The sequence below is a fragment of the Chroococcidiopsis sp. [FACHB-1243] genome, assembly GCF_014696895.1.
Taxonomy (GTDB): Bacteria; Cyanobacteriota; Cyanobacteriia; order Cyanobacteriales; family Chroococcidiopsidaceae; genus Chroococcidiopsis.
This window is the reverse complement of the sequence record NZ_JACJQX010000044.1, coordinates 24,394-50,701: the sequence shown is the minus strand read 5'-3', so window position 1 is coordinate 50,701 and position 26,308 is coordinate 24,394. Positions and strand designations below refer to the sequence as shown.

31 protein-coding genes and 1 pseudogene are annotated in these 26,308 nt (G+C 44.1%); 18 read left to right on the top strand and 14 right to left on the bottom strand.

Annotation, left to right across the window (positions count from 1 at the left end; genetic code table 11):
* The first annotated feature begins 135 nt into the window (after positions 1-135).
* Together H6G17_RS26210 and H6G17_RS26205 are read left to right on the top strand one after the other, a co-directional pair.
* Positions 136-735 (top strand): hypothetical protein, encoded by a 600-nt coding sequence (locus tag H6G17_RS26210; protein ID WP_192161510.1) that lies wholly within the window; start codon positions 136-138, stop codon positions 733-735.
* Between the two features lie 908 nt (positions 736-1,643).
* On the top strand, positions 1,644-1,823 hold the full coding sequence (locus tag H6G17_RS26205; RefSeq protein WP_192161509.1) for a hypothetical protein: 180 nt from the start codon (positions 1,644-1,646) through the stop codon (positions 1,821-1,823).
* Here the strand turns inward: H6G17_RS26205 and H6G17_RS26200 are convergent.
* The 8 genes from H6G17_RS26200 to H6G17_RS26165 form a co-directional block, all read right to left on the bottom strand.
* A complete protein-coding gene (locus H6G17_RS26200) occupies positions 1,820-2,008 on the bottom strand; it encodes a hypothetical protein (RefSeq protein WP_192161508.1) in 189 nt (62 codons plus the stop codon). The genes H6G17_RS26205 and H6G17_RS26200 overlap by 4 nt on opposite strands.
* 57 nt (positions 2,009-2,065) lie before the next feature.
* Positions 2,066-2,317 (bottom strand): hypothetical protein, encoded by a 252-nt coding sequence (locus H6G17_RS26195; RefSeq protein ID WP_192161507.1) that lies wholly within the window; start codon positions 2,315-2,317, stop codon positions 2,066-2,068.
* Between the two features lie 63 nt (positions 2,318-2,380).
* Entirely contained in the window at positions 2,381-2,638 is a 258-nt protein-coding gene (locus H6G17_RS26190) for a hypothetical protein (protein ID WP_192161506.1), read from the bottom strand.
* 84 nt (positions 2,639-2,722) lie between these two features.
* Entirely contained in the window at positions 2,723-3,832 is a 1,110-nt protein-coding gene (locus H6G17_RS26185) for a hypothetical protein (protein ID WP_192161505.1), read from the bottom strand.
* Positions 3,832-4,512, bottom strand: coding sequence for a hypothetical protein (locus H6G17_RS26180; protein ID WP_192161504.1), 681 nt, complete (start codon positions 4,510-4,512; stop codon positions 3,832-3,834). The genes H6G17_RS26185 and H6G17_RS26180 overlap by 1 nt, the downstream gene beginning before the upstream one ends.
* A gap of 29 nt (positions 4,513-4,541) precedes the next feature.
* Entirely contained in the window at positions 4,542-4,847 is a 306-nt protein-coding gene (locus H6G17_RS26175) for a hypothetical protein (RefSeq protein WP_192161503.1), read from the bottom strand.
* Entirely contained in the window at positions 4,840-5,562 is a 723-nt protein-coding gene (locus tag H6G17_RS26170; protein WP_192161502.1) for a hypothetical protein, read from the bottom strand. The genes H6G17_RS26175 and H6G17_RS26170 overlap by 8 nt, the downstream gene beginning before the upstream one ends.
* Positions 5,559-5,909: a hypothetical protein gene (locus H6G17_RS26165; protein ID WP_192161501.1), complete on the bottom strand. Its 351-nt coding sequence runs from the start codon at positions 5,907-5,909 to the stop codon at positions 5,559-5,561. Before H6G17_RS26165 ends, H6G17_RS26170 begins: the two co-directional genes overlap by 4 nt.
* Before the next feature lie 698 nt (positions 5,910-6,607).
* On the opposite strand from H6G17_RS26165, the gene H6G17_RS26160 reads away from it, so the two are divergent.
* The 4 genes from H6G17_RS26160 to H6G17_RS26145 all read left to right on the top strand — a co-directional run bounded on the left by H6G17_RS26160 (position 6,608) and on the right by H6G17_RS26145 (position 8,085).
* Positions 6,608-6,862, top strand: coding sequence for a hypothetical protein (locus H6G17_RS26160; protein WP_192161500.1), 255 nt, complete (start codon positions 6,608-6,610; stop codon positions 6,860-6,862).
* Positions 6,863-6,971: 109 nt separating this feature from the next.
* The gene (locus H6G17_RS26155; protein WP_192161499.1) at positions 6,972-7,295 is read left to right on the top strand and encodes a hypothetical protein; all 324 of its coding nucleotides are present in this window, start codon (positions 6,972-6,974) and stop codon (positions 7,293-7,295) included.
* Between the two features lie 79 nt (positions 7,296-7,374).
* A complete protein-coding gene (locus tag H6G17_RS26150; protein WP_192161498.1) occupies positions 7,375-7,593 on the top strand; it encodes a hypothetical protein in 219 nt (72 codons plus the stop codon).
* Between the two features lie 144 nt (positions 7,594-7,737).
* Complete coding sequence (locus H6G17_RS26145; protein WP_192161497.1) at positions 7,738-8,085, top strand: hypothetical protein; 348 nt, start codon at positions 7,738-7,740, stop codon at positions 8,083-8,085.
* 6 nt (positions 8,086-8,091) lie between these two features.
* On the opposite strand, the gene H6G17_RS26140 is transcribed toward H6G17_RS26145, so the two are convergent.
* From H6G17_RS26140 to H6G17_RS26125, 4 genes are all read right to left on the bottom strand, one after another.
* A complete protein-coding gene (locus H6G17_RS26140; RefSeq protein WP_192161496.1) occupies positions 8,092-8,277 on the bottom strand; it encodes a hypothetical protein in 186 nt (61 codons plus the stop codon).
* 315 nt (positions 8,278-8,592) lie between these two features.
* On the bottom strand, positions 8,593-11,457 hold the full coding sequence (locus H6G17_RS26135; protein WP_192161495.1) for a hypothetical protein: 2,865 nt from the start codon (positions 11,455-11,457) through the stop codon (positions 8,593-8,595).
* A gap of 371 nt (positions 11,458-11,828) precedes the next feature.
* Positions 11,829-11,981 carry a hypothetical protein gene (locus tag H6G17_RS26130; protein ID WP_192161494.1) on the bottom strand — a complete coding sequence of 51 codons (153 nt, stop codon included), beginning with the start codon at positions 11,979-11,981 and terminating at the stop codon, positions 11,829-11,831.
* Between the two features lie 116 nt (positions 11,982-12,097).
* Positions 12,098-13,204, bottom strand: coding sequence for a site-specific integrase (locus H6G17_RS26125; protein ID WP_192161493.1), 1,107 nt, complete (start codon positions 13,202-13,204; stop codon positions 12,098-12,100).
* Positions 13,205-13,261: 57 nt separating this feature from the next.
* On the opposite strand from H6G17_RS26125, the pseudogene H6G17_RS26120 reads away from it, so the two are divergent.
* The 6 genes and pseudogenes from H6G17_RS26120 to H6G17_RS26095 all read left to right on the top strand — a co-directional run.
* Positions 13,262-13,336, top strand: a pseudogene (locus tag H6G17_RS26120) (urease subunit gamma); the annotation flags it as partial.
* An 82-nt stretch (positions 13,337-13,418) separates the two neighbouring features.
* Positions 13,419-14,063 (top strand): class I SAM-dependent methyltransferase, encoded by a 645-nt coding sequence (locus H6G17_RS26115; protein WP_015156629.1) that lies wholly within the window; start codon positions 13,419-13,421, stop codon positions 14,061-14,063.
* A gap of 70 nt (positions 14,064-14,133) precedes the next feature.
* Positions 14,134-14,649 carry a hypothetical protein gene (locus H6G17_RS26110; protein ID WP_192161492.1) on the top strand — a complete coding sequence of 172 codons (516 nt, stop codon included), beginning with the start codon at positions 14,134-14,136 and terminating at the stop codon, positions 14,647-14,649.
* A 65-nt stretch (positions 14,650-14,714) separates the two neighbouring features.
* Positions 14,715-15,602, top strand: a complete 888-nt coding sequence (locus H6G17_RS26105; protein ID WP_192161491.1) for a hypothetical protein — start codon at positions 14,715-14,717, stop codon at positions 15,600-15,602.
* A gap of 195 nt (positions 15,603-15,797) precedes the next feature.
* Positions 15,798-16,172: a hypothetical protein gene (locus H6G17_RS26100; RefSeq protein ID WP_192161490.1), complete on the top strand. Its 375-nt coding sequence runs from the start codon at positions 15,798-15,800 to the stop codon at positions 16,170-16,172.
* A gap of 52 nt (positions 16,173-16,224) precedes the next feature.
* A complete protein-coding gene (locus H6G17_RS26095) occupies positions 16,225-17,043 on the top strand; it encodes a glucosamine-6-phosphate deaminase (protein WP_192161489.1) in 819 nt (272 codons plus the stop codon).
* Between the two features lie 55 nt (positions 17,044-17,098).
* On the opposite strand, the gene H6G17_RS26090 is transcribed toward H6G17_RS26095, so the two are convergent.
* Positions 17,099-18,946 carry an N-acetylmuramoyl-L-alanine amidase gene (locus H6G17_RS26090; RefSeq protein WP_199317004.1) on the bottom strand — a complete coding sequence of 616 codons (1,848 nt, stop codon included), beginning with the start codon at positions 18,944-18,946 and terminating at the stop codon, positions 17,099-17,101.
* 265 nt (positions 18,947-19,211) lie between these two features.
* Here H6G17_RS26090 and H6G17_RS26085 point away from each other — a divergent pair, with 265 nt between their 5' ends.
* Positions 19,212-20,849 (top strand): CTP synthase, encoded by a 1,638-nt coding sequence (locus tag H6G17_RS26085; protein ID WP_192161487.1) that lies wholly within the window; start codon positions 19,212-19,214, stop codon positions 20,847-20,849.
* Between the two features lie 42 nt (positions 20,850-20,891).
* Here the strand turns inward: H6G17_RS26085 and H6G17_RS26080 are convergent, their stop codons facing one another.
* A complete protein-coding gene (locus tag H6G17_RS26080) occupies positions 20,892-21,125 on the bottom strand; it encodes a Nif11-like leader peptide family natural product precursor (RefSeq protein WP_192161486.1) in 234 nt (77 codons plus the stop codon).
* A 364-nt stretch (positions 21,126-21,489) separates the two neighbouring features.
* Between H6G17_RS26080 and dxr the strand changes: the two genes are divergently transcribed.
* The 5 genes from dxr to H6G17_RS26055 all read left to right on the top strand — a co-directional run bounded on the left by dxr (position 21,490) and on the right by H6G17_RS26055 (position 26,297).
* Positions 21,490-22,686, top strand: a complete 1,197-nt coding sequence (gene dxr / locus H6G17_RS26075; protein ID WP_192161485.1) for a 1-deoxy-D-xylulose-5-phosphate reductoisomerase — start codon at positions 21,490-21,492, stop codon at positions 22,684-22,686.
* Positions 22,687-22,776: 90 nt separating this feature from the next.
* The gene (locus H6G17_RS26070) at positions 22,777-23,433 is read left to right on the top strand and encodes a hypothetical protein (RefSeq protein WP_192161484.1); all 657 of its coding nucleotides are present in this window, start codon (positions 22,777-22,779) and stop codon (positions 23,431-23,433) included.
* Positions 23,434-23,511: 78 nt separating this feature from the next.
* Entirely contained in the window at positions 23,512-23,994 is a 483-nt protein-coding gene (locus tag H6G17_RS26065; RefSeq protein WP_192161483.1) for an adenosine-specific kinase, read from the top strand.
* A 452-nt stretch (positions 23,995-24,446) separates the two neighbouring features.
* Positions 24,447-24,782, top strand: a complete 336-nt coding sequence (locus tag H6G17_RS26060; RefSeq protein ID WP_192161482.1) for a DUF962 domain-containing protein — start codon at positions 24,447-24,449, stop codon at positions 24,780-24,782.
* Positions 24,783-24,896: 114 nt separating this feature from the next.
* Positions 24,897-26,297, top strand: coding sequence for an amidohydrolase family protein (locus H6G17_RS26055; protein ID WP_192161481.1), 1,401 nt, complete (start codon positions 24,897-24,899; stop codon positions 26,295-26,297).
* Positions 26,298-26,308: the final 11 nt, after the last annotated feature.

Below are 26,308 nucleotides of genomic sequence, written 5' to 3'. Positions count from 1 at the left end.
CTTGGGCAGAGGCTGACATATGGCGAGCGTCTTTGAGTTTCATGGCACACTCCAGACTTAGCTACTTTTTTATGTTAACTAATCCCTGCTCTGGTTAGTAAGACCTACATCAGCCGTCAACCTCAAGACTGTACTATGAGTGACGAAGAAGCCCTTGCTGCCGCTCCTAAGTCCAATAAACCAGCCAAGCTAACAGCTAAAGAGATAGGCAAGTGGCATCACCAAGCACGAATCATGGAAGAACAACTCTATGAAGTACACATGTTCATTGGTAAGTTCTTGTATGATACGCGCAAGAGGTTAGCTAAGACTAGTAGACACCATAAGGGTAAGACGTTTGATAAGTGGATTGAGGAAAACAAAGATGTGCTGGGTATGAGTCGAGCTACTGTGTTCCGTTACATAGATGGATATGAAACATACGGACTAGGCATCAAACCTATACCAGCACAGGAGTCTAGCGGTTCTATTAGTCTCAACGTGAGACAAGTAGAATTACCTCAAACCCAGACACAGCAAGGCGTTGAAGCTCTAGAGAAATTATTAGAGCAGACACCAACACCGACACCAGATGTACATCCAATTGAAGTGAAAGGTATGGGTAGACCAGCCGAGTTGTCTGACCAACATAAGATGAAACTGTTGTGGTTGCAGCGTCATTTCAATCTGAAGACTCAGAAGGCAGTACATGAAAAGTTAGTGGATGATGCTTACGTCCGCTATCACGATAGGTAACAGGATGTGTAAGGACTCTTGGCTTAGCTAGGAGTCCCGCTCTCCGAGACGTTGCACTTATAATTTTCTGGAGTTGGTATGAATGGGCATAACACAATACAGATAGCGTGTAGGCGTTGCAAGGCTGATAGTGTACCAGATTCTTATGTCAAGGCTATGGAGGAGAGCTGTGTATCTGATGGTGCTGTGAAAATATCCTTGCTTTTCAAGGCTGAAAAAATCCTCACAAAATCCTCACAATTGACCTGTACCATGTGGGTAGGTTTGGACGTGAAGTAACCAGAAATAGATAATCATAGAATTCGCGAACAGCTTAGCGGAGTCTATCAGTGATACCCGTAGCCCCAACCACAGGGGCGGAGGGGCAGTGGACGGAGCGTAAAGCTAGAGTGAATTCGAGATAATCAAAGATTTAAATCAATGATTATCACGCAAATCAAAGCTTTTTTACACGACTCAATATCAGATGTGTATCCACTCTTCAGCTTCGCTCATTAATCGCTCAGCCTCATCGAAGATTATCTTCTTGGACATGGCTGTAGTAAATATGAGATGTGTAAATTTATCAAAGATTAACTTTGGAATATCCTAGATATTCTATAGGGTAAGCATAGATTTTTTCAGCAGAGAATATATCTGATGTGTGTAAAGAAATCATTGATTGGAGCGGTCGCTGTAATGTTCATTAATGACCGCGACCTTATCAGCAACTCAAAGCTGAAAAATTATTCACAAATTTAGCGTGAGAGCCAACGTATAACAGTATTTAATAACAAGAAAAAACCCCTTGTTTTGGCTGCAAGAGGATGTGGAGATTATATGCTTATTGAGGACGACGACGAGAAGAAAAAGCGATTAAATATAAAGGTAAAATATAGGTGGAGTTACACCTATTCTAACAAATTTCCATGTCAGAAATTCAAATTAGAGCGCACCAACTGCAACAATTTCCAGAAAAAGGAGACGTGTTTGTAGACCCCACCACTCCACCTACCAAACCAGTCAAAAGATACAGGATTAAGGGTACTGGATTTGTGGTCAATCAAATTCCCCCTGGTGCAAATATGGAAGACTTGGAAGAATTTTAAAAGTCTATCTTCGGCTTACCTTCCTGTGGTTTGGAGTTGTTAGAGTCACTCTCAAACTTGAGATTAAGGTTAGAAGTACCGTTACTATTAGCCCAACTCCAATTTGTCTTTGAGTCGCGCTTGAAATCAGGGATTTGCATCTCGTAGCGGCGTGGGGTGTCGCCATTGTTGGAAGTTCTAGACATAGTTTTTACTCCTATCTTTACTATCTTTACTATCTTTACTATCTTTATTTTCGCTCATCAACCCAACGTCACGATGAATTGATAGTTAGCAAAAGCTGATGCAGCACTTTCTAAGACTCTCACCACACCACCTTGGTGCATGTCGAACCTGAAGAGAGTGTTAACTGGCAACAGAAATCCATTCGTACCAGTGGGAGTACTCGCGTCGAGCGTGAGCCTCACAGGTTGTCCCTCAAAACTTATCAATACACCAGTGGCAGTAGACGGTAGTGTAATCGTTTGAGCCGTGTTGACCGCCACCCTGGTCATGGCTCCCACTACTCGGAAAGATTCGTTGGTCTTGAATGCATTACTAGTGATAACCCACCTCCATTAATTTGCGTAATCGATTAGACCCTTGGACAGAAGCGCATCCACCAGCCCCGACAGTTCCTTATAATCAGATTCATTCAAAGAGTTGATAATGCTGATGGGTACGAACTTGTTATGTTTGAGCGCATCCTTCAAGCGCATGACCAGGATTGCTTTATCAGCAGCAGCCAACGTCTCTTTAGATACCTGGTTATAGCTCTGGCTCCTGATAGCGCGATGCTGGTGCGGCAACTTATTGCTGTTGATTCCCCGTTTCATCTCTTCTCCAAAATAAATGCAACCCCTAAGCCTAAGACAACGATGCTAAGGTCGCGGTCATCCGATAATCCATGCGCGACCGCTCTAAGCATTCCTGTCCACAAGCCCTCTAGCGTACCAAGCTGTGATTCTGTCAGCGTTATTGCCATAGTCCACATTACTCAAGCTATTAATCCAGCTCTGTTTGAGCTTGCCTTGCTTGGTCAGAGCGGAATTGCTAAAGCCTTGAATATTGCGCTTCGACGAACCTCTAGGATTATCGTTAGTGAGTCGGCTCGGCTGCTGTCGTTGCTGAGCCTGTTTCTGAGCCTGGGCTTGCTGTCTGCGATAGGAGACACGCTGATGCAATGCCCACAACCCAGCAGGATTATCGTATGGCTCCCGCTCCAGTGGAGATAGTGACTCAAATTCATCGATGCAATCGTTCAGGATGGACGACCACTCAGCATCGCTGGCTTGCGAGAAATAGACACGCCTCATGTAATTGACGCTATCGAGAGCAGCAGTGTAATCCGGCGCGGGGTCAATTTTAAGGCTGGAAGGTTCGCTAGTATCTTCCGCGTCATAATCATCGTCCTCAGCCCTGAGAGGCTGCTGCTGTTTGACATATTCATCCCGCTGGTCTGTAGGCAGTTGTGGTTTAGGTGTCTGCTTACCAGTGAAAGCCATCTCAATCAGAGCCAAGTCCTCAGTCGTTAGTTTGTGGTGGTAGACGTAAGCCTTAGCCGTGTCTTCATCTAGTCCCCACACCTCATTAGCTAGCTGTAATTGCTGGGGAGATAATCGCATACTCATATATGCATCGTCATCGCTATCAAGATACGCTTGAAATGTTGGTGTCTCCCAGCCATATTCGAGACTACTAGCGACTAATCTAGCGTTCGCTCCTTGGACTTGCTCGGCTTGCTCTTGCGGCTGCTCGGCTTTTTGTTTCTGGATTAGGTATTGCTCGTAAGCAATCTCTTGCTGCGGTCGGGTGTCTACAGGCTTGGCTTGTTCTCGCGGCTGCACGTTCATCCACAAATCATTCTCGTAGAAGTTGGGAATGTAGCCAGGGTCATCTTGGGGTGGATAGTATTCAGTTGGACTTGCAAGCTCGGCGCTCAACTCCGCTCCCAACTCAACGCCGTATTTTTGTGCAAGGGATGCAGCCGTCTGTACTGATTGTGTTACCGCTTGTTGCTCCTGAGACATTATGCTGGCTCCTGTGGCAAATTCTTGCTAATGCGTTTTGTAATAGACTTGACCATCTGCTCCTGCAACCGCTCCTCGCGCTCTGTAAAACGCTTGAGCCGCTCTGCGTTAGGGTTGGTGGGAGCGGCATAAATCTTGTCGAATGCCCTGTCCACAGCTTGATGAATGCCGTCATCGAGCGATAGTTGGAAGTATTCGCACAGACGATAGAACTCGTTCCATAACCTGGTGCTAATCATGAAGGTACTGCAATGCTTGGTCATAGTACTCGACTTACCTTCAACCATATTCAGTATTGGCTCGACTGGGATATGTTTGCGGAGGATGGTAGATTCCACGGTGACATAATGCTCAACGCTACCACCTACCTGCTTGAAATTCTGGGTCAAGCACTTCTGAAGCTGAACCTTTCGCGTTGTCTTGTACCAAGATTCTTTACTCTTCGGCTCTTCCGTGCGCACCACTCCACGACTGTCATTAATTAAATCTAAGATTGCCTGCGATAAAAATGCGTCAATATCTTTTAGCTTGGCAACTTCTTTGAATACTGGCTCAGGCAGGCAATAACGCTGAGTGATAACCTTGCTGTCTTTGAATTCCTCCATCCTTGAAAAAGGTATAGGTTTTGGTGGCGGCTCTTGCATCATCTTGCGCTCGTTAAGTGGGACAATTTTAGGCATATATACTTAAATCCTCCAAAAAATTTAGGTCAGGATTCTGAGGCAGGGACATTATCACTAATTACTCGAACATTTCCACCAATAGAAAACGGTTGTATCGCGCAGGCAGGAGCGCCATCAGTACCCACTGTTGGAGTGTCAAACTTACGTAACTGTTCGGGTGATAAACCAGCTTTATGGTAGAGTCGCTTACCGATTTGTAGGTATAAATGCTGCTGCTCTAGCGGAATGTCTTCCATCTGGATAGTGTCAGTCCTGCCCATCGGCTTGACACGGGTACGACTCATGCTGACATTGGCATCGCTGTTATTGTCGTTTTGCTTACTTTTAGACATCGCTCGACGAACCTCCTTGTTGTTGAACCATCCCAGCCTCACGCATGACCTGCATTAACACCTCCCTGGGTAAGGCTTTGAGCATCTTGGTGAACTCTGCCATCCGAGCCGATTCGCCAAACTCCCTAGTCTGTTGTTGCTGCTGTCGTAGCTGTCGTGCTGTCTCGCGCTCCATGAGCCGCTGTCTTTGGACGCGCATCTGCAAAACCTCATCAGGCGACCACACCTCATAGTCATCGATGGAGTTGCCACCGCCAGCCTTGCGCCGCACTACCCATCCTTCCAGGTTCTCGCCCATGTTGTAGCGCCGAATCATCTCCAGCTTTTGGGCTTGCCTGTCCCATTCATTTGCATAGCGGCTGCTGAATTTCTTCTGAAGCTCGGCGCTGCGAGATACAAGTGGCTCATCTGAGCGAGGATGCTCCCTAATTGATGCATTATCGTGAAAGGCTGGCTGATATCGCTCCCTGTCTAGCACCACAGTATTCATGCTGCCTACTATCGATGGAGGTGGCAGCGTTCTACCTACCCTGACCTCCTGCTCCAACTCTTCGCTAGTCTTGTTACTGTCATCAGAGTAGAATTTGTCTGGGTGATACCATTTTCGATTGTCAAAATCATAGTGATAGCCAGACCTGATGAGATGCTGTACCCGCTCGTTATCAACACTTATACCCAACTCTTGAAGTTGCACTAAATCTGCTGCTGAAATCATGATTTCGTAAACCCTGCATTGATTAATTGTTCTCTTTCCCGCTTCAACTCCCGAAGCTGATAGCGTAACTCAGCATTCTCCTGCGTCAGTGACTTAGTACGCTGGTCTTTCAGTAAAACCTGTAGTCGTAGCTCATCAGGCGTTTCTAGGCGCAAATCCTTAGCAAACTCGTGATAGCTGATTTTGTGTTCTCGTAGAGAGTAATGCGTAACTGCTCGATATAACAACGACGCAACCGAGCAATGCTCGACATTTCCAGCCAAGTGGAATACGAATGCCCTCATGGTTGGGTCAATATGCCACGTATACATATAACGACTGGCTTGTTTCTTAAATGGTCTGGTCACATCTAACTCAATATCCAATCAGTAGTATATCTGTATTGTATAACAGGTATAACCCTTTATCAGTAATACATCTAGCTGAGTAGCAAAACATGGATTACCTATTGTGATACACGTAAGACTCAATGATTAGTTGTTTGCCTAGCTGGTGTAATGCGATGACTAGATTCTTGTAATTCTTGGGTATTTGTTTGGTATGAGGCTATTATCGCCATGCTCAGCCAATGAAAAATCTCATAATGTATCATGAATCGATTCAAGATACATACTTACAACATCAGCATTCTGTTGGTATCACATAGCTCAATGAGTATTGATTGAGTATGACAATTCAATGGTTAGAGCAGAAAGCTTGATGTATCAAAGAATAGAGACGATGTTGCTTGAAGTGAACGAATGAGTATTGCTTCGTGAAGAATTCTGTGTGGCGTAACGGGGGGATGGAGTATCTGAGACTCCTATATGCATTAGGGAGAGAAAATTTATGCTATGAAATTTATGCTACATGACCCCTTCATGCCGATGGGTGAGAGGTGTGTTGGCAGTTTTTTGAAAACAGCCAGGGTGTTACACAAGCAGGCTTAGAGGCGATGCTAGGGACTTGTAACAATTTTAACAGCCATATCGCAATTAAGTAATTATACTTTATAGCCGACTGCTTCTAATGCTCAACCAATACAAAATCAAACTTTTAATAATCAATGCACAAAGAAACTTTAGTCTTGGAGCTAGAACCGGAAGACCTAGAGTTGCTAGCTAATGCTGCAAAAGCAACCGGAAAATCTCCCGAGCAGCTTGTTGCAGCAGCTATAAAGGCTATGTATGGTAGCGTCAACGATGAAGCCATAGCAGCCTTCTTTTACACCATAAAAGCGATTAGAAGAAACTCTCGTGACATATCTGAGGCTGTTAAACAACAAAAGGAAGTGATACATCAAATTTCCAAGAAACCATGAGTCACTGATTGACTGTTTCAGTTGAATTTCTGCAATCAATCTATATCCGCAGATGCTTGTAGAAAAAGTAGACCATTCTTATTACAAAAGGTAGGAGGGCTACTTTTAAATGCATGAGATTTCAGAAGAAAGCATACACTTAGCGCAGTTACACGCCAACCAAGTGCAGGAACACGGTAAGAGATTGGTAGAGTTTGGTCTAGCCTTACAGAGTAAGAGCGACCAGAATACAAGAGATTGTGGTTCCTTGATAAAAGAGTACGGGCGACGCATCCAAGAATTAGGACGTGAATCACTACTGTACGCCCAAGCTGCACGAACAATAAATGGACATTCTACAGAGTTATACGGAAAGGCAGTAGAAGTCCATACAACTGCAACGAAGTTACATATAAAGGCAATGAAGGTTTACGCTGAGAAAATAAAAGAATAGCTTTTTCTTACCGAAGATAGATGAATGTACTTGTCATTTCAACAAATGTGTGATGTAAAGCACATGAGTTGTATCAAATGTGGGTGAGGAATCACGCTGGCAAGTACCGCTTTTAAATGAAAACACGGCGAAATTTCCGGTTGATGTCTACTTGTACTGTGGCAGCTTACACGATAGATGGCTGCTGATTACTCACTACCACTTGGGTAATGCTATTCTTCTTGCCCGTAGAGCTGGGTCATTGAATTTGTTCGTGTTCCCGCAGGATGTTGACCCTAGAACAGAAAAACTGGAGTAACTAGTAGATTAGCCCAGCTATCTTCATTGAGTTATGAAGATAATGCATTCAACTCATCCTTTTGGACGAATTGGACGAAGAATAATCTCGGTAGTCTAGGAAATGTCTAACTTCTGTTCAACTTCTGTCTAACTGCGATACGTCATGTCTGAAGCTACAATCTCTACCCATGCGCTGGAGCAACACGCCCTGAAGCTACAAGAGCATGGACTCAAAGTAGAACAATGGGGTAAGAGATTGCAAGAACGTAGCGACCAATTAGCATTGGAACACGGTCAACTGATTGAGGAATGCGGTCAGTTGATTCAGCAAAAAGCAAAAGAATCACTTGCCTACACTCAAGTAGCGCTAGAACAGAAGGATGATTCTCCAGAGTTGATAATACTGATTGCAGAAACACAATCGGAAGCAAGAGCTGCGTTTATTCAGGCGACTATCATTTACGTACAGATGCTGAAAAAAAGAATCGAGTTAGTCGGGAAGCATCTCTAAAATCGCCTAAACTTCCTCTATCCACATGGCAGTAATCACACAGGGGTGTTCCCGCTGCAAAACTTCCCTGGCACTAGAGATTAATTTGTAACAATAGGCATCGGCATCATTTATAGTCCAGCAGGCGTTACGCCCGCCAGTCCAAAAGAGTTCAATCCCTTCAGCTTCAGCGCAGACAATGTAATACTTCATAAGGTGATGCCGAAGTAAGAACCTGTAGGATTATGTGAGGTAATCGAATACGTTAGGAGACGTTCGACTTAAAGCAAACGTATGCATTTCATCCACTATACTGATTTTTGCTGCACACGGTGTATCAGTATTTCTTAACACATATATAAATGAGCTTCTAAGAGGAACCACCGACCTCTCTATTTTTCTCTAACCAACCTGCCATCCTCGTCCAGCTTGACTACAGCGTACTAGTTGGGCTGACCTATGACTCACAACTCGCTAATTAATGCTGCGTGTGAATCAAATGCTCTGTGGGCTATTGATATTCGACTCTTAAGTGAGTCTGTGCTTGGTCTTACGCTCGCTTGTGGTAAAGACAGGTGTAATGGTCTTAAGACCGCTTAGAGGCACGTCTATCGTGCGGTAATTGACTAAACTTGTGACTGTCACAATCTGAGATTTCCTATCCAAGGTATCAGCTTGTGGAATCACCGTATGGTTGACGAAGCTCTTGTTCGCGCATTGTACGATACGCATCTTTTTGCCTGCCAAGACATCCTCCTCTATTTGGGTGTGTGACGATTGCTGCTCCTGAACTGTAGCTTCCTCCTCCTGCGTTATACACGCTTGCCTGAGCGGGAAGTTGGAGTAAAGGTCTACCCTTGCATTTTCTCGCAATAGTCGCGCTCGTCCTACTGCCTGCGTTAGCCCCTCCTGTATGAAGAAGAATTGCAAAATGCGGATGTCCTCGCTTGCGTAAGTAAGGAAAGTGAATCTAAAGCCCCCATACTCTACAACACGATTCTGCATGGCAAAGTCTGACGGCTGCGTGTGTATACCGAGAACTTGAGCATAGAGGATGTAAGTTATGGGGTGGATGTGTGGTGTCCCTACCACGATTAGGTCTTGCCCCTTGTAAGAGTCGTAGCCCATGACGTTTCCGAAATGCATTTCTTCGAGTGCCTGTTTGAACAAATGCTTGTGTTCGGCAAAAGTAATCACGTTCTTACCTGACTCGTTTATGTCGTCGAGAACCTGTTTCTTGCGGTCGGAGTCTGTAGCAAGCGAATAGCGGCTGAAGGAAAACTCGGTGTGTTGCCGCAGCAATCCTTTAAGCTGCACATCAGATAAATCGTGAAATACCAAAGTATCACCGAATAGCTTGCGGTAAATAAATTCGTTGGCAGTGGCGCTCATGACAATAAAACGCTTCTTCTTGCGCTCCAAGCCCTGTAGAGTGCCAATTCGATTAGATAAGTAGTGAATCTGTAAATCCTTGGCTTTTCCGTTAAGGTACTGCTCTTTATCATGCTCGGTAACGGCATAACAGTCAGCACCAAGAAGCCCCAGAATACAGGAATCGAAAATAGGATTATTCGATACTTCTCGCTCGATAGCCGTGTAGTCAAAGAAGGTAAACTGCGGACGTAGGATTGCAGAGTTACACATTCCACTCAACACCATCTGAATGAAGTCTTTTAAAACTTGTGCATCCTTGGGATGAATGCCGTCTTGCACGTCTGGATGAGAGCGCACTCGCCGAGACAGCGTTTCTAGGTCGGACAATTTAACCGATTTGATTTCTAGCATCGAACGCAGTGGGTCTTCATCAAAGATGACAGTATTAAGATGCTTGAACTCGTGCCAGAAGCACATCTGATGCGTGGTAAGCGTAGTTATGCTGCTTGAATGAAGGCTGTGAAAACTTTTTAGGTAAGCCTTAACAGAAGGATACTCTTGTTCCAATGTCTTCAGGAAAGAATGAGCGCGTCCGTAAGCCCCTATTTTGTAAAGGTAATTTAAGTGTTTCAACGCGCCACTAGGCAGGTCGTGAGGTAGTTCGAGAGACTTGGTGTGTCGCACCATCATGCGCTTGGATACCTCGTCTTTGAGGTCGTGCGTAGGGAACGCTAGAACTACGTTGTTGAGGTGTAAAAGTGCTTCGGTCTTACCAAACCCTGTGGGCAGTAGGAAGACGTGATTTTTGTTGTCATGTAGAGCTGCTTGAAACTCTTTGTTAAATCTTTCTTCTGTTTGCTGTAGTGTCATAGTGGCTCTGGGTTCCTGTAGTCTTATGGGGGTGGTAGGGCGTTTTCTAACCTGCAATAAGTTTAGAAATCTGCGGTCTTCTGGGTAAGGGCTGAAATTCTCCAAACGCATCGGATAGTAACGGCGTTCTCGTAATGATTTCATCAAAGCAGTTGATGTAGGTCTGTCATTGTAGGTGTTGGCAGCGCATCGTTGAAACCAAAGCAGTCCCCCTTCGATATACATGAGATTCGATATTAGTCCCATCCTTTCGTGATAACTAAGCTGCCTGCCTTCCTTCAAATCGCGTAAAATCTTCACGTCAGCACAAGCCGCATCAAAGTCATAGTTCTTCACGCTCTCCAGATTGTGAGCAAACACGGGTTGCTCGTTCGCGCAAAAGGAGGGGTGTACATCGTCCGAAAGATAGTCATAAAAGGACTTTCGAGGATTTTTGCCAATGGAATTTTCAAAATCTATGGGAGAACCTTGAGGGCTATATATATTGTTATAGGGTTCGAGGTTCTTCCGAAGACTTGCCAAAAACTGTCTTTCATTTCCACTCGAATGGCTTATCCCATAAGCGATGCAGCCATTTATCGCCTCGTATAGTTTAGCTTCTGTTAGCACCTCATTTGGTTGGTATTCTATCAAAGCTTGAGTACCACCATAGAATAAACGGGCGATATCACGAGCAGCAGGGTCACTTTCTGGGAATAAATACGGTAAGAGACGTTTTAAGAGGAATTCTGCGAATTTCTTGTCTGTAATAGGTTTGTCCAGAATCCACCCTCCCCGCCATTTCGGACAGAGTAGGGTATCGCTGAAGGTAGCGTAAGCAAAAGTGAAATCTAAGCCAAACTCAGCTAATCTGCTCCTTGCTTCTTCTAAATAGAATCCATTATCAAAGTCTTGACCTATCACCCACATCCCCTCCCAACTACCTACCGTCCTTCTGTTCCTGAAGAAGTAACTAGGTGTCCAAGAATGCCCGTTGGATATTTTCTCTACAAAAGTCTTGGGGTCAATCTTTCTGCGACTACGGGCAACTCTATTGTTGATTTCTGCCGCTGCCTTCTCGCTTGGTTTCTTCTCGTAGCGAATTCTATCCAAGTGGATTTCTATTAAGATTTCATCATAGTTTTGATTGCAGCCGTTATTTTTGTGCATAATATTTTGTAGGTAAGCTTGAAAAAATCTTTACTTCTAACCTCTTGTGGCGCAAGAGGTTTATTGCTTTTTACGAGGTCAATACGGGTTAGTTAGGTAGTCCGGCAGTGCGTAAGGGTCGTGATGGATTAACCATATTGTTTTTCGCAACACCCTCCTCTCGAAATCAGCTTCCTTCTCCTCTTGTGATTTACGGATTGATGCCATTGTCATTTGGAGTAAACGTTCTCCTGTAACTAACTCGCTGTTGCGTATTTTTGCCGATGGTCGATTTTCGTTTGTCATGTTAGGTTATAGCTTCAAGGTGGTTTTATAGAATTTGCCAGGGTAATTAGGGGGTAGGAGAGTTGTCGCTCTCCCACCTCTTTTTGCTATGCTGTTGTTTTTGATTTAGCTAGTTGATGCTTGAATTGTCGTTGCAATGCTTCAACTACTACGGAAGAGAAAGAGCGTTTTTGTTTAATGGCTTTTTGATTGACGAGTGCAATGAGTTCATCGGGCAAGCTAACATTTCGAGCTGACATATTTAGCACCATTGCTAACAGTTTGAACCGATATATTATGCCATATACAAAACACGTTTTATGGGTAAACAAATAACAGCAATCGTTTGGTTACTACAAGCAGAGAATAATCGCAATCAAAGCAAATCAGGGATTTGTGGTAGGCATACTACACCTACGTAGTGCGCGTACATTGTCTGCACGTTATGACCAGTGATTGAAGAAACCGTTATTGGGCTGAGTCCTGACTCTAAGCAATGACTGATGAATGTATGACGGCAGTTGTAAGGCTTTCTATACTCAACGTTTGCCGCTGCTAGTGCTGGCTTCCAATAGCGCATAGAAAATTGAGAATCTTGGATTCCACAACCCCTTGGACTTGTAAACACCAATCTATTAGGGTTTGTGTTTTCTGCTCTCATGTTCAGCAGCAATGACTTAACTGTTTGGTTGCACGGTACAACTCTAGCTTTGTGAGTTTTTGTGTCAGATTTCCTGCCGCGAGATAGCGTCTCACCTACCCAAAAACTGGAACAATCATCAGCTACGTGTTTCCATCTCAGCCCAACGGCTTCAGCAGTCCTTACCCCTGTATTCATCATGAACGTGACGTAGGGTAGATAGTGAGGAAACATCGTCTCAAATGTTTCTAGAATGCGACCTACTTCGTCTTTAGCAAATGGCTTGGCTGATTGCTTAGGTGGTGCTTTAATCGCCTTTAAAGCTACTGTAAGAGGCTTACAATCTATATCGGCAAATCGTAGGACAGCATTTAGCAACCACAAGTCAATCTTGGCTGTAGCGACACCTAATCCACCTTCCCTGAGTTTAGTGTAAATCCTGGCAACTGCTACTTCATCTAGTTCGGATGCAGTTAACTTAGCTAGTCCAGCTCTAGCTAGACGACGTGACAGGGTTCTGTATTTCTCTAGAGAACGAGACGATGTATAGTTAATTTTGTTGTCGATGAAATTAGTTATCAACTCTAGCAAGGTAGGGCTATTCTTCTTTGCTAAGGGCTGTTGCCTGTATTTATCAAGCGTGGGGTCAAAGTAACCACCTACAATGTCTAGCCAAATCTTATTAGCTAGGATTTGCGTTGCTGCGCGACATTCTGGAGTGTCAGGATAACCAGTAGCCAAACAAAGCTGCTTCCCCTGATATCTCCACCTCAGCCTTAACCTACCTTTAACTGATTCAATGTTGACTAGCCCTTTAGGATTTTTCTTCGTCTTGACATTCATGTTAAGTACACCTGACCGTGTAAAAATCAGGTACAACTCTTGCTTTGCTTAGCTTCCATGCTATTTGTCCAGATAGAGGCAACATTCCCTGATGGAACGAAATTAGTTACCGTCCACAACCCGATTCGTTAGTTAGAAATGGGCGGAAGAATAGCTTTACACTTCGTAATTTTTTCTAAACTGAGAAGAGTAGAGGTATTTAAACGCTCGAATTATGATTTTGCGCCCTCACGACCGGATCAAGTTAGACGATACCAACGACCAGCAGTTCTATTCTTTTCCGCGATTTGTCACCCATGTAGACGATAATTTTATTCAACAACTGACTCAGTTATATCGAGAACGGCTCAAACCCCACACCCGAATTTTCGACATGATGAGTAGCTGGGTGTCCCACCTTCCAGAGGAAATGGAGTTTGCTCATGTAGAGGGACACGGGATGAATGAAGAGGAACTAGCCCGTAATCCTCGATTGCATCATTATTTCGTGCAAAATCTGAATCAGAATCCTAAATTTCCGCTACCAGACCAAGATTTCGACGCAGTATTGAATACTGTTTCGATACAATACTTGCAGTATCCAGAAGCAGTGTTTAACGAGATTCATCGGATTCTGAAACCGGGTGGAATTGTTATCATCAGCTTTTCCAACCGCATGTTTTACCAAAAAGCAATTCAAGCTTGGCGCGATGGAACGGAGTCGAGCCGGGTAGAATTAGTCAAACAGTATTTTCAAGCTATACCAGGATTCTCCGAACCCGAAGTTATTACCCATCAGTCCGGCACGAATAATTTCATTCAGTGGTTGGGTGTCGGTGTGAAAGATCCGTTTTACGCTGTCATTGCCCAACGCATCTAAAATCTTCCGAAACTAAAGCAAGCGATCGCCAGAATAAATGATAAGTGTAAAGCATCGAGCAGGAGGCGTTATGTTTTTTCGTCAAGGGCGTAAAATTTTAGTGGCGTTAATGCTGTCATTGTTACTATTTACTACAGCATGTACAGCTACAGAAACTCCAGGGCGGTTTGACCAAGCACAACAGGTCAGCAATCGGCAAAAAAGCGGTCAAGCAGTAGTAAAAGAAGCGACTCAAGGCAGCGAGTTCAACCGATTTTTCCCAGCTGCGAACGGTGAATTTCAACGAGTTTATACCCAAGAGAAAAAAGGTTTTGCTGAGGCAAAATTGAAGAGAGGTGGTAAAGATATCGCAATGCTATCTATTTCTGATACTAAAAGCTTGCCGACTGCCGCAGCAAAATTTAAGACGAGTACGAAACAGATTAACGGTTATCCCGCCGTGGAAGTTGGTACGACACAAACAGCAGTATTAGTAGGCGATCGCTACCAAGTTAAAGTTTTATCTCGCGATCCATCCTTCACAACTAGCGATCGCGAAGCGTGGTTAAAGAAATTCAACCTCAATGGACTCTCAAAATTGCCATGAATTAGTCATTCCGCGATCGCAAATGACAAATGACAAATGACAAATGACTAATCAAGGAGTTTAATATGAGCAAATCAATTATTGAGTTGGTGGACGGATTATCTACCAATAATATGACTGTTTCCATGCTGCGATCGCTTGATTTTGTGATTCCCGGGCAGTGGAATAATTTAGTCGGTTTTGAAAATACAATTCGTACCGTTACAGGCGAAACTGACGAAAGTATTATTCAACAAGTTGGCGAACGGGCAATCTATCTCTACAACGATCGCTCTCAAGGATATCAGAGGGCGATGTGGTTATACCAAACTGTAGATAGTACTGATAAAGCTTTAGGTGCAGCAGCTTTAGCGAATAAAGTTGGAGAAAAAATTCCGCTTTTGGGTTTCTTAAATAAAGTCACTCCTAAAGCTGATAAAGCCCAAACTATCGACTTGACTTTGAAATTAGTAGTTGAGTTGCTAGCTTTTTGTCAAATTAATGGCATTCCTGGCGATAGTATTGGCGATTTCGTTACTTCCCTGGCGGATTACAGTAGCGAATCTTTGATGCGCATGGTAGCTTTAGTTTGCGTCGATGGTTTGATTCCTTTTGGCTCTGATTTTATCCAAAAGGCTTTAGCAACTTTAGATAAAACGAGTCCCCAGGAATTAGAGCAAAACTCTACCTTCCAAAATATCAATAGCGATATTCCAGGAAATAACTCTGCCAGTAAGTTGAACTTTATGGGTGAAAGTTTCAACTCTGTCACGGGTTGGATGAGCGATTTGGTTGTTTCTCGCGGACTAACGCCGCAGAAAGTTGTAAGCAATCTACGAGGTTTTATGGATGTTGCTGACGATAAATTAGACTACCTCGCTGCCTTTCTCGATGTCTCGACCAATTACTACGAACATACAGGAACCCAAACCTTAGCACGACGGTTAATTGAAAGAGCAGTAGCAGAAATATAAGTCTCGTACAGACGTTTGTAGAGGCGTACGCATAGCGTCTCTACATTCTCAGCTTTTTCCACAGAATATTGCTAGCAAAATATCTCTGTAGGGGGATTGTTTTTTAGCAATCAATCCTCTGCATTCTCCTATCAATAAGCCTTGCTTGTATTTGCTATATCAAATTATACCAAACTAAAGCTAGTAGTAAATAATATGGAAGAAACATTTGAACTAACAGAATTGCAACCTGAAGATTTAGAAACAATTAAAGTTGACTCTTTAGCAGATCTAGATAGTTTAATAGCAGAAAAATTTAATCTATTCGTGCGCCCCTATTCTACAGATATCAGAGCTGCATTAGAATTAGTAGCTTGGGATTTAGAAAACTCAGTCGCACCTCACTTTGAGTTATTTCGCGTTGAGGAACACTCCTTGCCAGGACTACCTTTTGTTGCTAGCTTTATCCCAAATGGTGTTTGGGGGTATGGTGAAACTGCGCCTCTAGCAATTTGCCAAGCAGCACTATTTCGGCATAAACAAATTAAGTTTGAGCTATCAGTAAATTCGCCAGGTAGCGAACGAGCTTGAAAAATTGTTGAGGATTGTTATAAAGTGGCGGTACGCTTGTAAGGCTGTTTAAATGTCTTATCTTCCTCACAACTTCCAAACCGACACACTCGCTAAAATTTTTCCAGTAGATGCGCTGACAGTACGTTTGTACGATCGCACTGATGAACTTACCACAGACGCAGCTAAAATTACGCAACGCTATTTACAAAACTTACTGACGCAGCAAGATACTGCTACGGTAATATTAGCAACTGGCAATTCTCAAATTGAATTTCTCTCGAAATTGGTGAATTTAGGTGAGATAGACTGGTCGCGAATTGTCTTTTTTCATCTCGATGAATACTTAGGAATTGATGCTAACCATCCGGCGAGTTTTCGGCGTTACTTACGCGAACGAGTCGAACAGAAAGTCAATCCAGCTGCATTTCACTATATTAAAGGCGATACCGTACAACCGCTGGCAGAATGCGATCGCTACACTAAGTTATTATTGTCCCAGCCTATCGATCTATGTTGTTTGGGAATGGGAGGCAACGGACACTTAGCTTTTAACGAACCATCAGTAGCAGATTTTCAAGATCCTTACTATATAAAACTTGTAAAATTAGAATTATCGACTCGTCAACAACAAGTCAGTCAGGGCTATTTTACTAATATTGAAGTCGTACCACAATACGCTTTTACGCTGACAATTTCAGCAATTTGTTTAGCACAAAAGATATTTTGTTTTGCTCCAGGAAAACATAAAGCTACAGCAGTACAGCAGACTTTAGAAGGCGCGATCGCTACGAGTTGTCCTGCTACTATACTCAGAAGTCAAGCTCAGGCAACATTGTTTTTAGATGTAGATTCAGCAAGTCTTTTGGGAAAGTCAAAAGTTAAAAGTTAAAAACTTAAGTTTTAGTTTTTTGTCGCGCCAAGACGCAAAGGCGCAAAGAAGAAGGCTAAGAGTTTATCTCAATATTACTAAACCATTGAGTAATTCCTTGGGCGATCGCGCTGGCTAGTTGTTGTTGTGCTTGCGGATTGACGATCCATTCAAATTCGTAAGGGTTAATCATAAATCCTAGTTCTAATAATATTGTTGGGGCTGAAGCGGGACGAGTTAAAGCGAGGTTGTTCCAGTACAGTCCGTAGTCAGGGCGGTTCAGTTTTTGGACTAAATAACTATGTAAAAAGCTGGCGAGATCGTGTGCTTGGGGATGATACCAAAAGGCGGCTAATCCCTTCGTTTTCATGGCATTACCTGCATCTGGTAGAGCATTGTAATGTAGAGAAATTGCGATCGCGGGTTCAATTTTATCGATTATGTCTACTCGATCTGGTAACGATAAATCGCGATCGTCCTCCCGCGTCAGGTAAACTTCAGCACCTCGCCGTGCTAATTGTTCTCGAACTAATTTAGATATTAATAAATTGATATCTTTTTCAGGATAACCCGTTGGTCCCAAAGCCCCAGTTTCCTTCCCTCCATGCCCGGGATCGAGAAGAATTTTGATTCCTGCAAGAGGGGAGTCGGTAGGGGCGCACTGCTGTGCGCCCGTACAGGGGAGTTGGAAGTCGGAAACTTGGAATTTTGAATTTTGAATTTTGAATTTTGAATTTTGAATTTTAGGAGAATGACGCAGTGTCAACACCAAACTCGTTCCTTCGTAGCGCAATTTATAACCCCATTGCTGTTGGGATTTGAGGTTAAAAATATATTCCAAGCGATCGGGTGTGACTTGTTGCCAATCGAGGCGAGAGATCGTTGGGTCGTCGTCGAAGCGGATTGTATCGGTTTGAGCGGTGGTATTGTATAGAGTTAGTGTTAAAGTGCGATCGCCCTGCTGTATACTTACGGGTACGGGGACTTGTAGCGGAAACACGATTTCTGTTGCTCCAGATACGCGACGGGCGCTGACACTCCGAATGAGCGATCGCGGTGGGATTGCTCCTGGTATGATTCTGGTTTCCTTACTATTAATCCAACCGCCATAATCTAAGCGCAGCCATTCCCCTTCTTTTCCTGTAACTGCTGCCTGCGTACCCTTGGGTAAAGGTGTGAGGCGAGAGTAATCGGTACTCGCACCAGTTCGCGCTACCCCTTCATTTGCTGTGACTTCGACGACTTCTAAATTTGCAGGTGAGAGGATTGTAACTTTACCTGGACTTGGTTGAGTCACGGTTTGACTGTTTAATGTTAGTTGAAACTGTGGTTGAATTCCAGTACTAGGAGTGAAACCGCTAGTAATAGTATTATTGCCATCTACCAGATTTCCTAGTTCTGGCAGAGTTGTACAACCTTGGTATTGCCCAGACGTTAATTGTCGAGTTGGCTGATTTCGTCCGGTTAAAAGTGCGGAGTTAGCTGGTAGTTGTGCTTGCTGTAGTTGGGGGAGAAGGCGAATGTTATCTTTGCCCAATTGCACGGAAACTACAGATTGAGGAGGTGCGATCGCGCTAAAACAAACAAGTTCCCCTGGCATTCTGGCAATATCGACATTAGGAGTCAAGGAATCTTTACCAAAAGCCAAGCCTACAGGTGGCGCGGGAGTTGTATCTTGTCGCTGTACCTTTAGTTGCACCTGTCGATCTTGATATTGCAATATAAAAGTATTCTCCCCGACTCGCAAGGGAAAACTAGGGGCAAAATGTCCGGCGCGACTGCGTTCTATCGGTTTACCGTTAACCAAAACTTTACCCGTTGGCGGCGCTGTTCCTACCAAAAAGATGCGATCGGCTACTGTTTGGTGGTTAGCAGGGGGATACACTACTGATAGTTGCTGTTCTGCCCCAACTGGACGTACCATAAGCAGGACAAAGATAGTTCCGAGCAAGAATAATCCGAAAAGTTTTTTCACGCCAAAATAGGAGAATAGGGTATCGTAGGGGCGGGTTTACCTAGAATACCTGTTATCTAATAAGTATGCTTAATAAACCCGCCCGTACAGGAGTGGGGAGTCGGGGATTTTGACTTTCAACTTTTGACTTTTAACTTCTCCCTTCCCCCTCAAGAATATGTCACAATTATCGGGGTGAATGGCTGAAAGTTGCCCAAGATTAAGAAAAACTACTATGACTAAATTTGTGTTTGTGACTGGTGGCGTAGTCTCCAGCATTGGTAAGGGTATTGTAGCGGCAAGCTTGGGACGGCTGCTCAAATCGCGAGATTATTCAGTTTCTATTCTCAAACTCGACCCCTATATTAATGTCGATCCAGGTACAATGAGTCCCTTTCAACACGGGGAGGTTTTTGTCACCGAAGATGGCGCGGAAACAGATTTAGACTTAGGACACTACGAACGCTTTACTGATACTTCCATGTCGCGCCTCAATAGCGTCACGACTGGTTCAATTTATCAGGCAGTAATTAATAAAGAACGGCGTGGCGATTATATGGGGGGAACGGTACAAGTCATTCCCCATATTACGAATGAAATTAAAGAAAGGATTCAGCGCGTTGCCAAAAATACGAATCCCGATGTCGTCATTACCGAAATTGGCGGTACGGTGGGAGACATCGAATCGCTACCATTTCTCGAAGCAATTCGGCAGTTTCGTAAGGATGTAGGGCGACAAAACGTCTTGTATATGCACGTTACCCTCGTTCCCTGGATTCCTTCGGCGGGGGAAATGAAAACCAAACCGACACAACATTCTGTTAAGGAGTTGCGGTCGATCGGGATTCAACCAGATATTTTAGTCTGTCGCAGCGATCGCCCCCTACCCGACGGTCTAAAAGCAAAAATGGCTGAATTTTGTGACGTATCTGTGGAATGCGTCATTAGCTGTCAAGATGCCAGCAGTATCTATGAAGTCCCTTTAACTTTAGAAATAGAAGGGCTGGCACAGCAAACCATAGAATTGCTGCAACTCGGACAACGCCAGCCCGATCTCTCGCAATGGCAAACTATAGTACAACGACAAGCCAACCCCACTCACCAAGTTGAAGTTGCAATTGTTGGTAAGTACGTGCGTTTAAACGATGCTTATCTATCGGTAGTAGAAGCTTTGCGCCATGCAGCGATCGCGACAAATGGCGAATTACACCTGCGTTGGATCAACTCGGAAGATTTAGAAATAGAAGGGGCAGACGCTTTACTACAGGGCGTTCATGGGATCGTCGTCCCTGGAGGCTTCGGCGTGCGCGGTGTAGATGGTAAAATCGCCGCAGTAGAATACGCCCGCGAACATCAAATTCCTTTTCTGGGTTTATGTTTGGGAATGCAATGTTCTGTGATTGAATGGGCGCGTCATGTTGCACGTTTGGAAGATGCTAATAGTGCAGAGTTTGCCCCTAATTGTCAATATCCCGTAATAAATCTTTTGCCAGAACAGCAAGATGTGGTCGATTTGGGTGGAACTATGCGGCTAGGGTTATATCCTTGCAGTCTCACACCCAACACCCTAGCGCACAGACTGTATCAAAAGCCCCTAATTTACGAACGCCATCGCCATCGCTACGAATTTAACAACGCCTACCGCAACCTATTTTTGGAGTCGGGATACGTCATTAGTGGCACTTCCCCTGATGGACGCTTGGTAGAAATTATCGAACTACCCAGCCATCCATTTTTCATTGCCTGCCAATTTCACCCAGAGTTTCAATCTCGCCCTAGCACGCCTCATCCTTTATTTAAAGGGTTTATTGAGGCGATCGCCCAACGTACACAGCCAAATGCGATCGCGCCAACTCCAGTAGAAGTATCGTAGATCGGGAAGAGACGTTGCATGTAACGACTCTACAAGCGAAAACTATCTTGGCGTTATATGCCGTCGCGGGGATATTCCTGGGTTGATTACCGCAGCAAATTCTTCAGGGCTTAGCTTGCTAATTTGAGCATCCAATTCTGCAACTGTGAATTTGTATCCTCGCTCAGATGCAATCTGAATGAAAGCTTCTGGTTCAGTTGTAGCCTTAAGTCTAGCTTGTAATGATTCATCATGCATGACGGCTTTAAAAAAGCGGGCAGCGTGTTCTTGGGTCATATAAATCTCCTGCTGTTAAAGAGCAATTAAATCTAGTGACTCATTAGCGAAGTTTGACAAAGTTAACTCCACTCCCCACCCAAACTGCGATCGCACCTATATTTCGCAAAGATTTTGTCTAGCTGCTCCTGTATCTGTGAGCATAGACCCTTTTCTGAAAAAAATTCATCAAATCTTGATATAAATTAAAGTTTTTGGTAACAATGTAAACAAAAATTGGTAATGGGTAGTTGGTATTTGATAATTGGTTGTCGGTTGGTATTCTCCCCCTCAGCTCCCTCAGCTCTCTTCACTCCCTCAGCTCTCTTCCCCCCCGCTCCCTGCTCCCTGATAAAGTGGTATTGCTGCTAATTCTGAAACAATCGTGAAAGCAATTACTCTCCTGGGATCGACTGGCTCTATTGGTACTCAAACTCTGGATATTGTGGCACAGCACCCCGACCAATTTCGGATTGTCGGGTTGGCGGCTGGACGCAACGTGGCAATGCTGGCGGCGCAAATTCGGCAGTTTAAGCCGAGTATTGCTGCTATTTGCGATGTAGATAAGTTAGCAGAATTGAAAGAAGCGATCGCAGATCTCGACCCACAACCGATTCTATTGGCAGGGGAAGAGGGTATTGTAGAAGTTGCCCGTTATGGCGATGCCGAAAGCGTAGTAACGGGAATTGTCGGCTGTGCGGGTTTGCTACCCACAATTGCGGCGATTGAGGCGGGTAAAGATATTGCGCTAGCAAACAAGGAAACTTTGATTGCGGGTGGTCCTGTTGTCTTACCATTAGTAGAAAAACACGGAATTAAACTTTTACCCGCAGATTCGGAACACTCGGCGATTTTTCAGTGTCTTCAAGGCGTACCGGGACGTGGCTTGCGGCGAATTTTACTCACGGCTTCTGGGGGTTCTTTCCGCGATTTACCTATAGAAAAGTTAGCAAATGTCACCGTTGCCGATGCTTTAAAACATCCTAACTGGACGATGGGACGGAAAATTACGATCGATTCAGCAACGTTGATGAATAAGGGATTGGAAGTCATTGAAGCTCATTACGTATTCGGATTAGATTACGATCGCATCGATATTGTTATCCATCCGCAAAGTATTATCCATTCTCTGATCGAACTACAAGATACTTCTGTATTAGCACAGTTAGGCTGGGCAGATATGCGTTTACCATTGCTATATGCCATGTCATATCCAGAAAGAATTTATACTGATTGGAAGCAATTAGACCTCGTAGAAATTGGTAGTTTAACTTTTAAAGCCCCAGACCATGATAAATATCCTTGTATGCAATTAGCATATAGTGCGGGTCGTGCGGGTGGCTCGATGCCAGCAGTTTTAAATGCAGCTAACGAACAAGCTGTAGCCTTATTTTTAGAAGAGAAAATCCGCTTTTTAGATATTCCTCGTTGTATCGAGCTAGTTTGCGATCGCCATGCATCTGATAATTGTTCGACTCCATCTTTAGCTGACATCGTAGCAGCAGATCGCTGGGCGAGACAAGAAGTATTGACAGCAAGCGAAGATCTGAGTAGAGGCGATCGTTTTATTTCCTTACGATAGATCGATCGGCAAACTTTTGTCCATTCAACTAACCTGCCCAACTATAGGTTCAATAGTTTTGACTTTTAACTTTTAACTTTTGACTTTTCCATGATTGAGTTTGCTATCAAGTGGGGGACGAAAACATTTCCTACTCAATATATTGCTCTATGTATCTCTATTTTGGCAGTCGTCGCCACTTGGGGAAATTTTTGGAACTCAAGAAGAACGTTTGCGGCTGCTAACTATCCTAAATTAAAAGCAGAACTCAACTGGTTGCCAAATCGAATCTTTCCTAGCTGTAGTCTATTCAATGAAAGTGACAAAATTTCTGCTAACGATGTTCATATTACCGTGAGTGTGGCTCGGAGCGATCGCTGGTATTTCGATCGCGAAAGATGGTTTACTTACGAATACGCAGAATTAGCTAGACTCAAACCATTAGAAGGTTTCCCCCCTCCTCCAGAAGATGATTTGGTTCAATGGTGTCAAACCAGAGGTTACAAACAAAGATTGTATATTCCAGCCGAATCTGCTCAACTGCAAGAAATCGTTCGCCAAATTTCTTATTCGGATGTCTATTATATTCGCCTCAAGGTAGCTTATACATCTAACGTATTTGGAGCTAATAGAGTATGTAAAATTTATCGAACATATAGAATAGAGCGACAGCAGAATATGCCAGAATTACCAGTGGGCGATCGCTTATTTTGGGAAACACGAAAAGAAACTCAAATTCTAGATCGAGATGAGATTTCTACAAACTAACTGCTTGATTTATCGCTCTACTTGTCATCATAAAGTATTCGGAATTGACTGCGACCGGGCAATCTTGAGGAGGGAAAAATGGAACTCAAATCTGTAGCAATGGAAATTCCTGAAGGTAGCAATATTATCATCGGTCACAGTCACTTTATTAAAACTGTGGAAGACTTATACGAGATAATCGTCGGGATCTCTACCCAAGCAAAATTTGGGATCGCTTTCTGTGAGGCTTCTGGTTCCTGTTTAATCCGCATCGCCGGAAATGACAAAGAACTACAAGATATTGCTACTAAGAACGCTCAGGAGATCGCGGCAGGACACAGTTTCGTGATTCTGATGAAACAAGCCTACCCGATTAACTTCCTCAATGCAATCAAACAATGCCAGGAAGTCTGCAATATCCATTGCGCGACAGCAAATCCAGTAGAAGTCATCCTAGCAGAAACTCAACAAGGACGGGGAATCTTGGGTGTTGTAGACGGATTTTCTCCCAAAGGTGTAGAGAACGCTGAGGACGTACAAGCACGACAAAAGTTTTTACGCCAAATTGGATATAAGCTTTAGTAGTCATTTGTCAGTTGTCATCGATCGTTTGCCAGCAGCCGATTACCAATTACCAATTACCAATTACCAATGCCAATCTCTGAAGTGTCATAATACCACTTTGGTAAAGGTAGGTAAATTAGGTTTAATACAAGGGATTAGTTTGCGCCTGCTAGTCTCTAGTAGCCGCTGCTAAATTATTGCTTCTGTGTCATACTTAACGGGGCAAAACAAGCGCGATGCAAAACTCTTATATGCATCATAATTTTAAGTTGCAAAAATTATGAAATAAGAACCCGAACGCATTGTAAGGACGAGACGTGTAGGAGTATAAAAACCTACGCAATTGGCTAAACCAGCTACGAAATCTTAGAAGAATATTACAGTAGTAGAAATTCTCGGCAAAGGAATAGTTAATATCTTTACAATACAGCTTTAAAGCTGGCGTGCGGCGTACCTGGAGGAATGTTAAGTTGAGTTACTTCCAAGAAGCTAAAGCATATTTCGTAGCAAGTCATCAGAACCCGATCAACATATTTTTACATCATTTAACAGTCTTACTGGCGATATCGGCGGTTGTATTGCTGTTCTACGATTGGCGATGGACGCTAGTTTGTCTGGTACTGACACAAGTATTCGCGATCGGCGGACATGCATTTTTTGAGAAGAATAAACCTGCATTTGTCAAGTACCGCAGCGGAATTATGATTCCCGTTTCGATTTCTTGGTCGTTCGAGAATTTATTTGGCTTGCGTCAGCTTTGGCGTTATTTTCAAAGCAAAAATCGCGAAATGGAAAAAAACGCATAAAAAATTTCTGTACGGGCGGGTTTACGAAGATGCTTTACTACTGACAGAGATTTCGGGTGAACCCGCCCCCTACAACAACTCACTACTCACTCTTAAGACATTCGAGGAAAATACATGTATCAAGGTTTACCAGTTATCGATGCAGATGCCCACAAGCTTGAAAATCCCTTAGTCATGCGGGATTATCTAGAGCCAAAGTATCGCGATCGCGTGGGGATGGTAATCGATAGTCTGGGCGATCAGCGGGCGCGGGTAGTAGATTTTAACCCTGCTACAGGCAAAAACGATCTAACACGGATGTTTCCCCAGCCTCAAGGCATGGGGAAAGGTGGATTTCGTAACTTACACCCGACAACAACGTTGGGCGCAACATTCAACCGCCTGCGGATCGAAGATATGGATCGGGAAGGGGTAGACGTACACGTAATTTTCGGTACGTTCAACCTGACATTTTCTAGCATTTTAGATAAAGACTTAGCGATCGCCCTGTGTCGAGCTTATAACGACTATATTGCCGAAGATTGTCGTCCATATGGCGATCGTCTCAAACCAATTGGTGTCATACCTCTACAAGATGTCGATGCGGCTGTCGCCGAAATGCGTCGCTGCGTCAACGAACTAGGAATGATTGGTGTTGCTGTCGCCCCAAATATGCCCATTCCCCACCCGAAAGCACCCCAGGCTTTCCCCGATATCCGCAGTTGTAAGCCAATTAGCCATCCTGACTTCAGACCAATTCTACAAGCAGCAGTAGATTTAGATATTGCACTGGGAATTCACGGTGGTCCAGGTTCTTACATGATGGGCGGAATTTCTGACTACATGGAAACTTTTGTCCTGACTCACATCTTCGTCCAACGCAACCAACAGCAGCACGCTTTGGCGCGGATGGTATTTGATGGGGCATTTGAACAGTTTCCTACGTTGCGGGTTGGCTTTTTAGAAGGCGGTTGTGGCTGGCTACCGGATCTCGCCCATTCTTTCCACGAACATTGGGAAAAACGCATCCGCGATTTCGATCCCAAAAATCCTTATCGTCCTTCGATGATGGATGTCACGAAATTGATGCTGCAAGAACGCAAAGGACGCGATCGCGCTAACATCATGAGCATGACTAAGAACCTCTTCGATCTGTTGTGGAACGCCGAACACGACCCTGCCAAGATCGATGATGCGAGTCTTTACGAGCATTATGACCTGCGCCATCGCGACCCGATGGAATATTTTGAACGGGGACAAATCTTTACTTCCTTTGAATCCGACGACCCCGCACCCGCCTACTTACCCGTAGCAATGGGTGAGATTGGCAAGCACTTAACTTGCTTCTCAGGAGACTACGGACACTGGGATGGTGTATTGGAAAACTGCGTTAAGGATGCGGCGGGAGTAGCTGACTACGATCGCGAACACTTAGGGTTATTGCTAGGAGGTAATGCCTTAGAGTTATATGGCGATCGTCTGCGTCGTTCTCTCCCTAGCTACCTGACAGAACAGACGGCTGCTAGCGTCAGCTAACCGATCCTCCC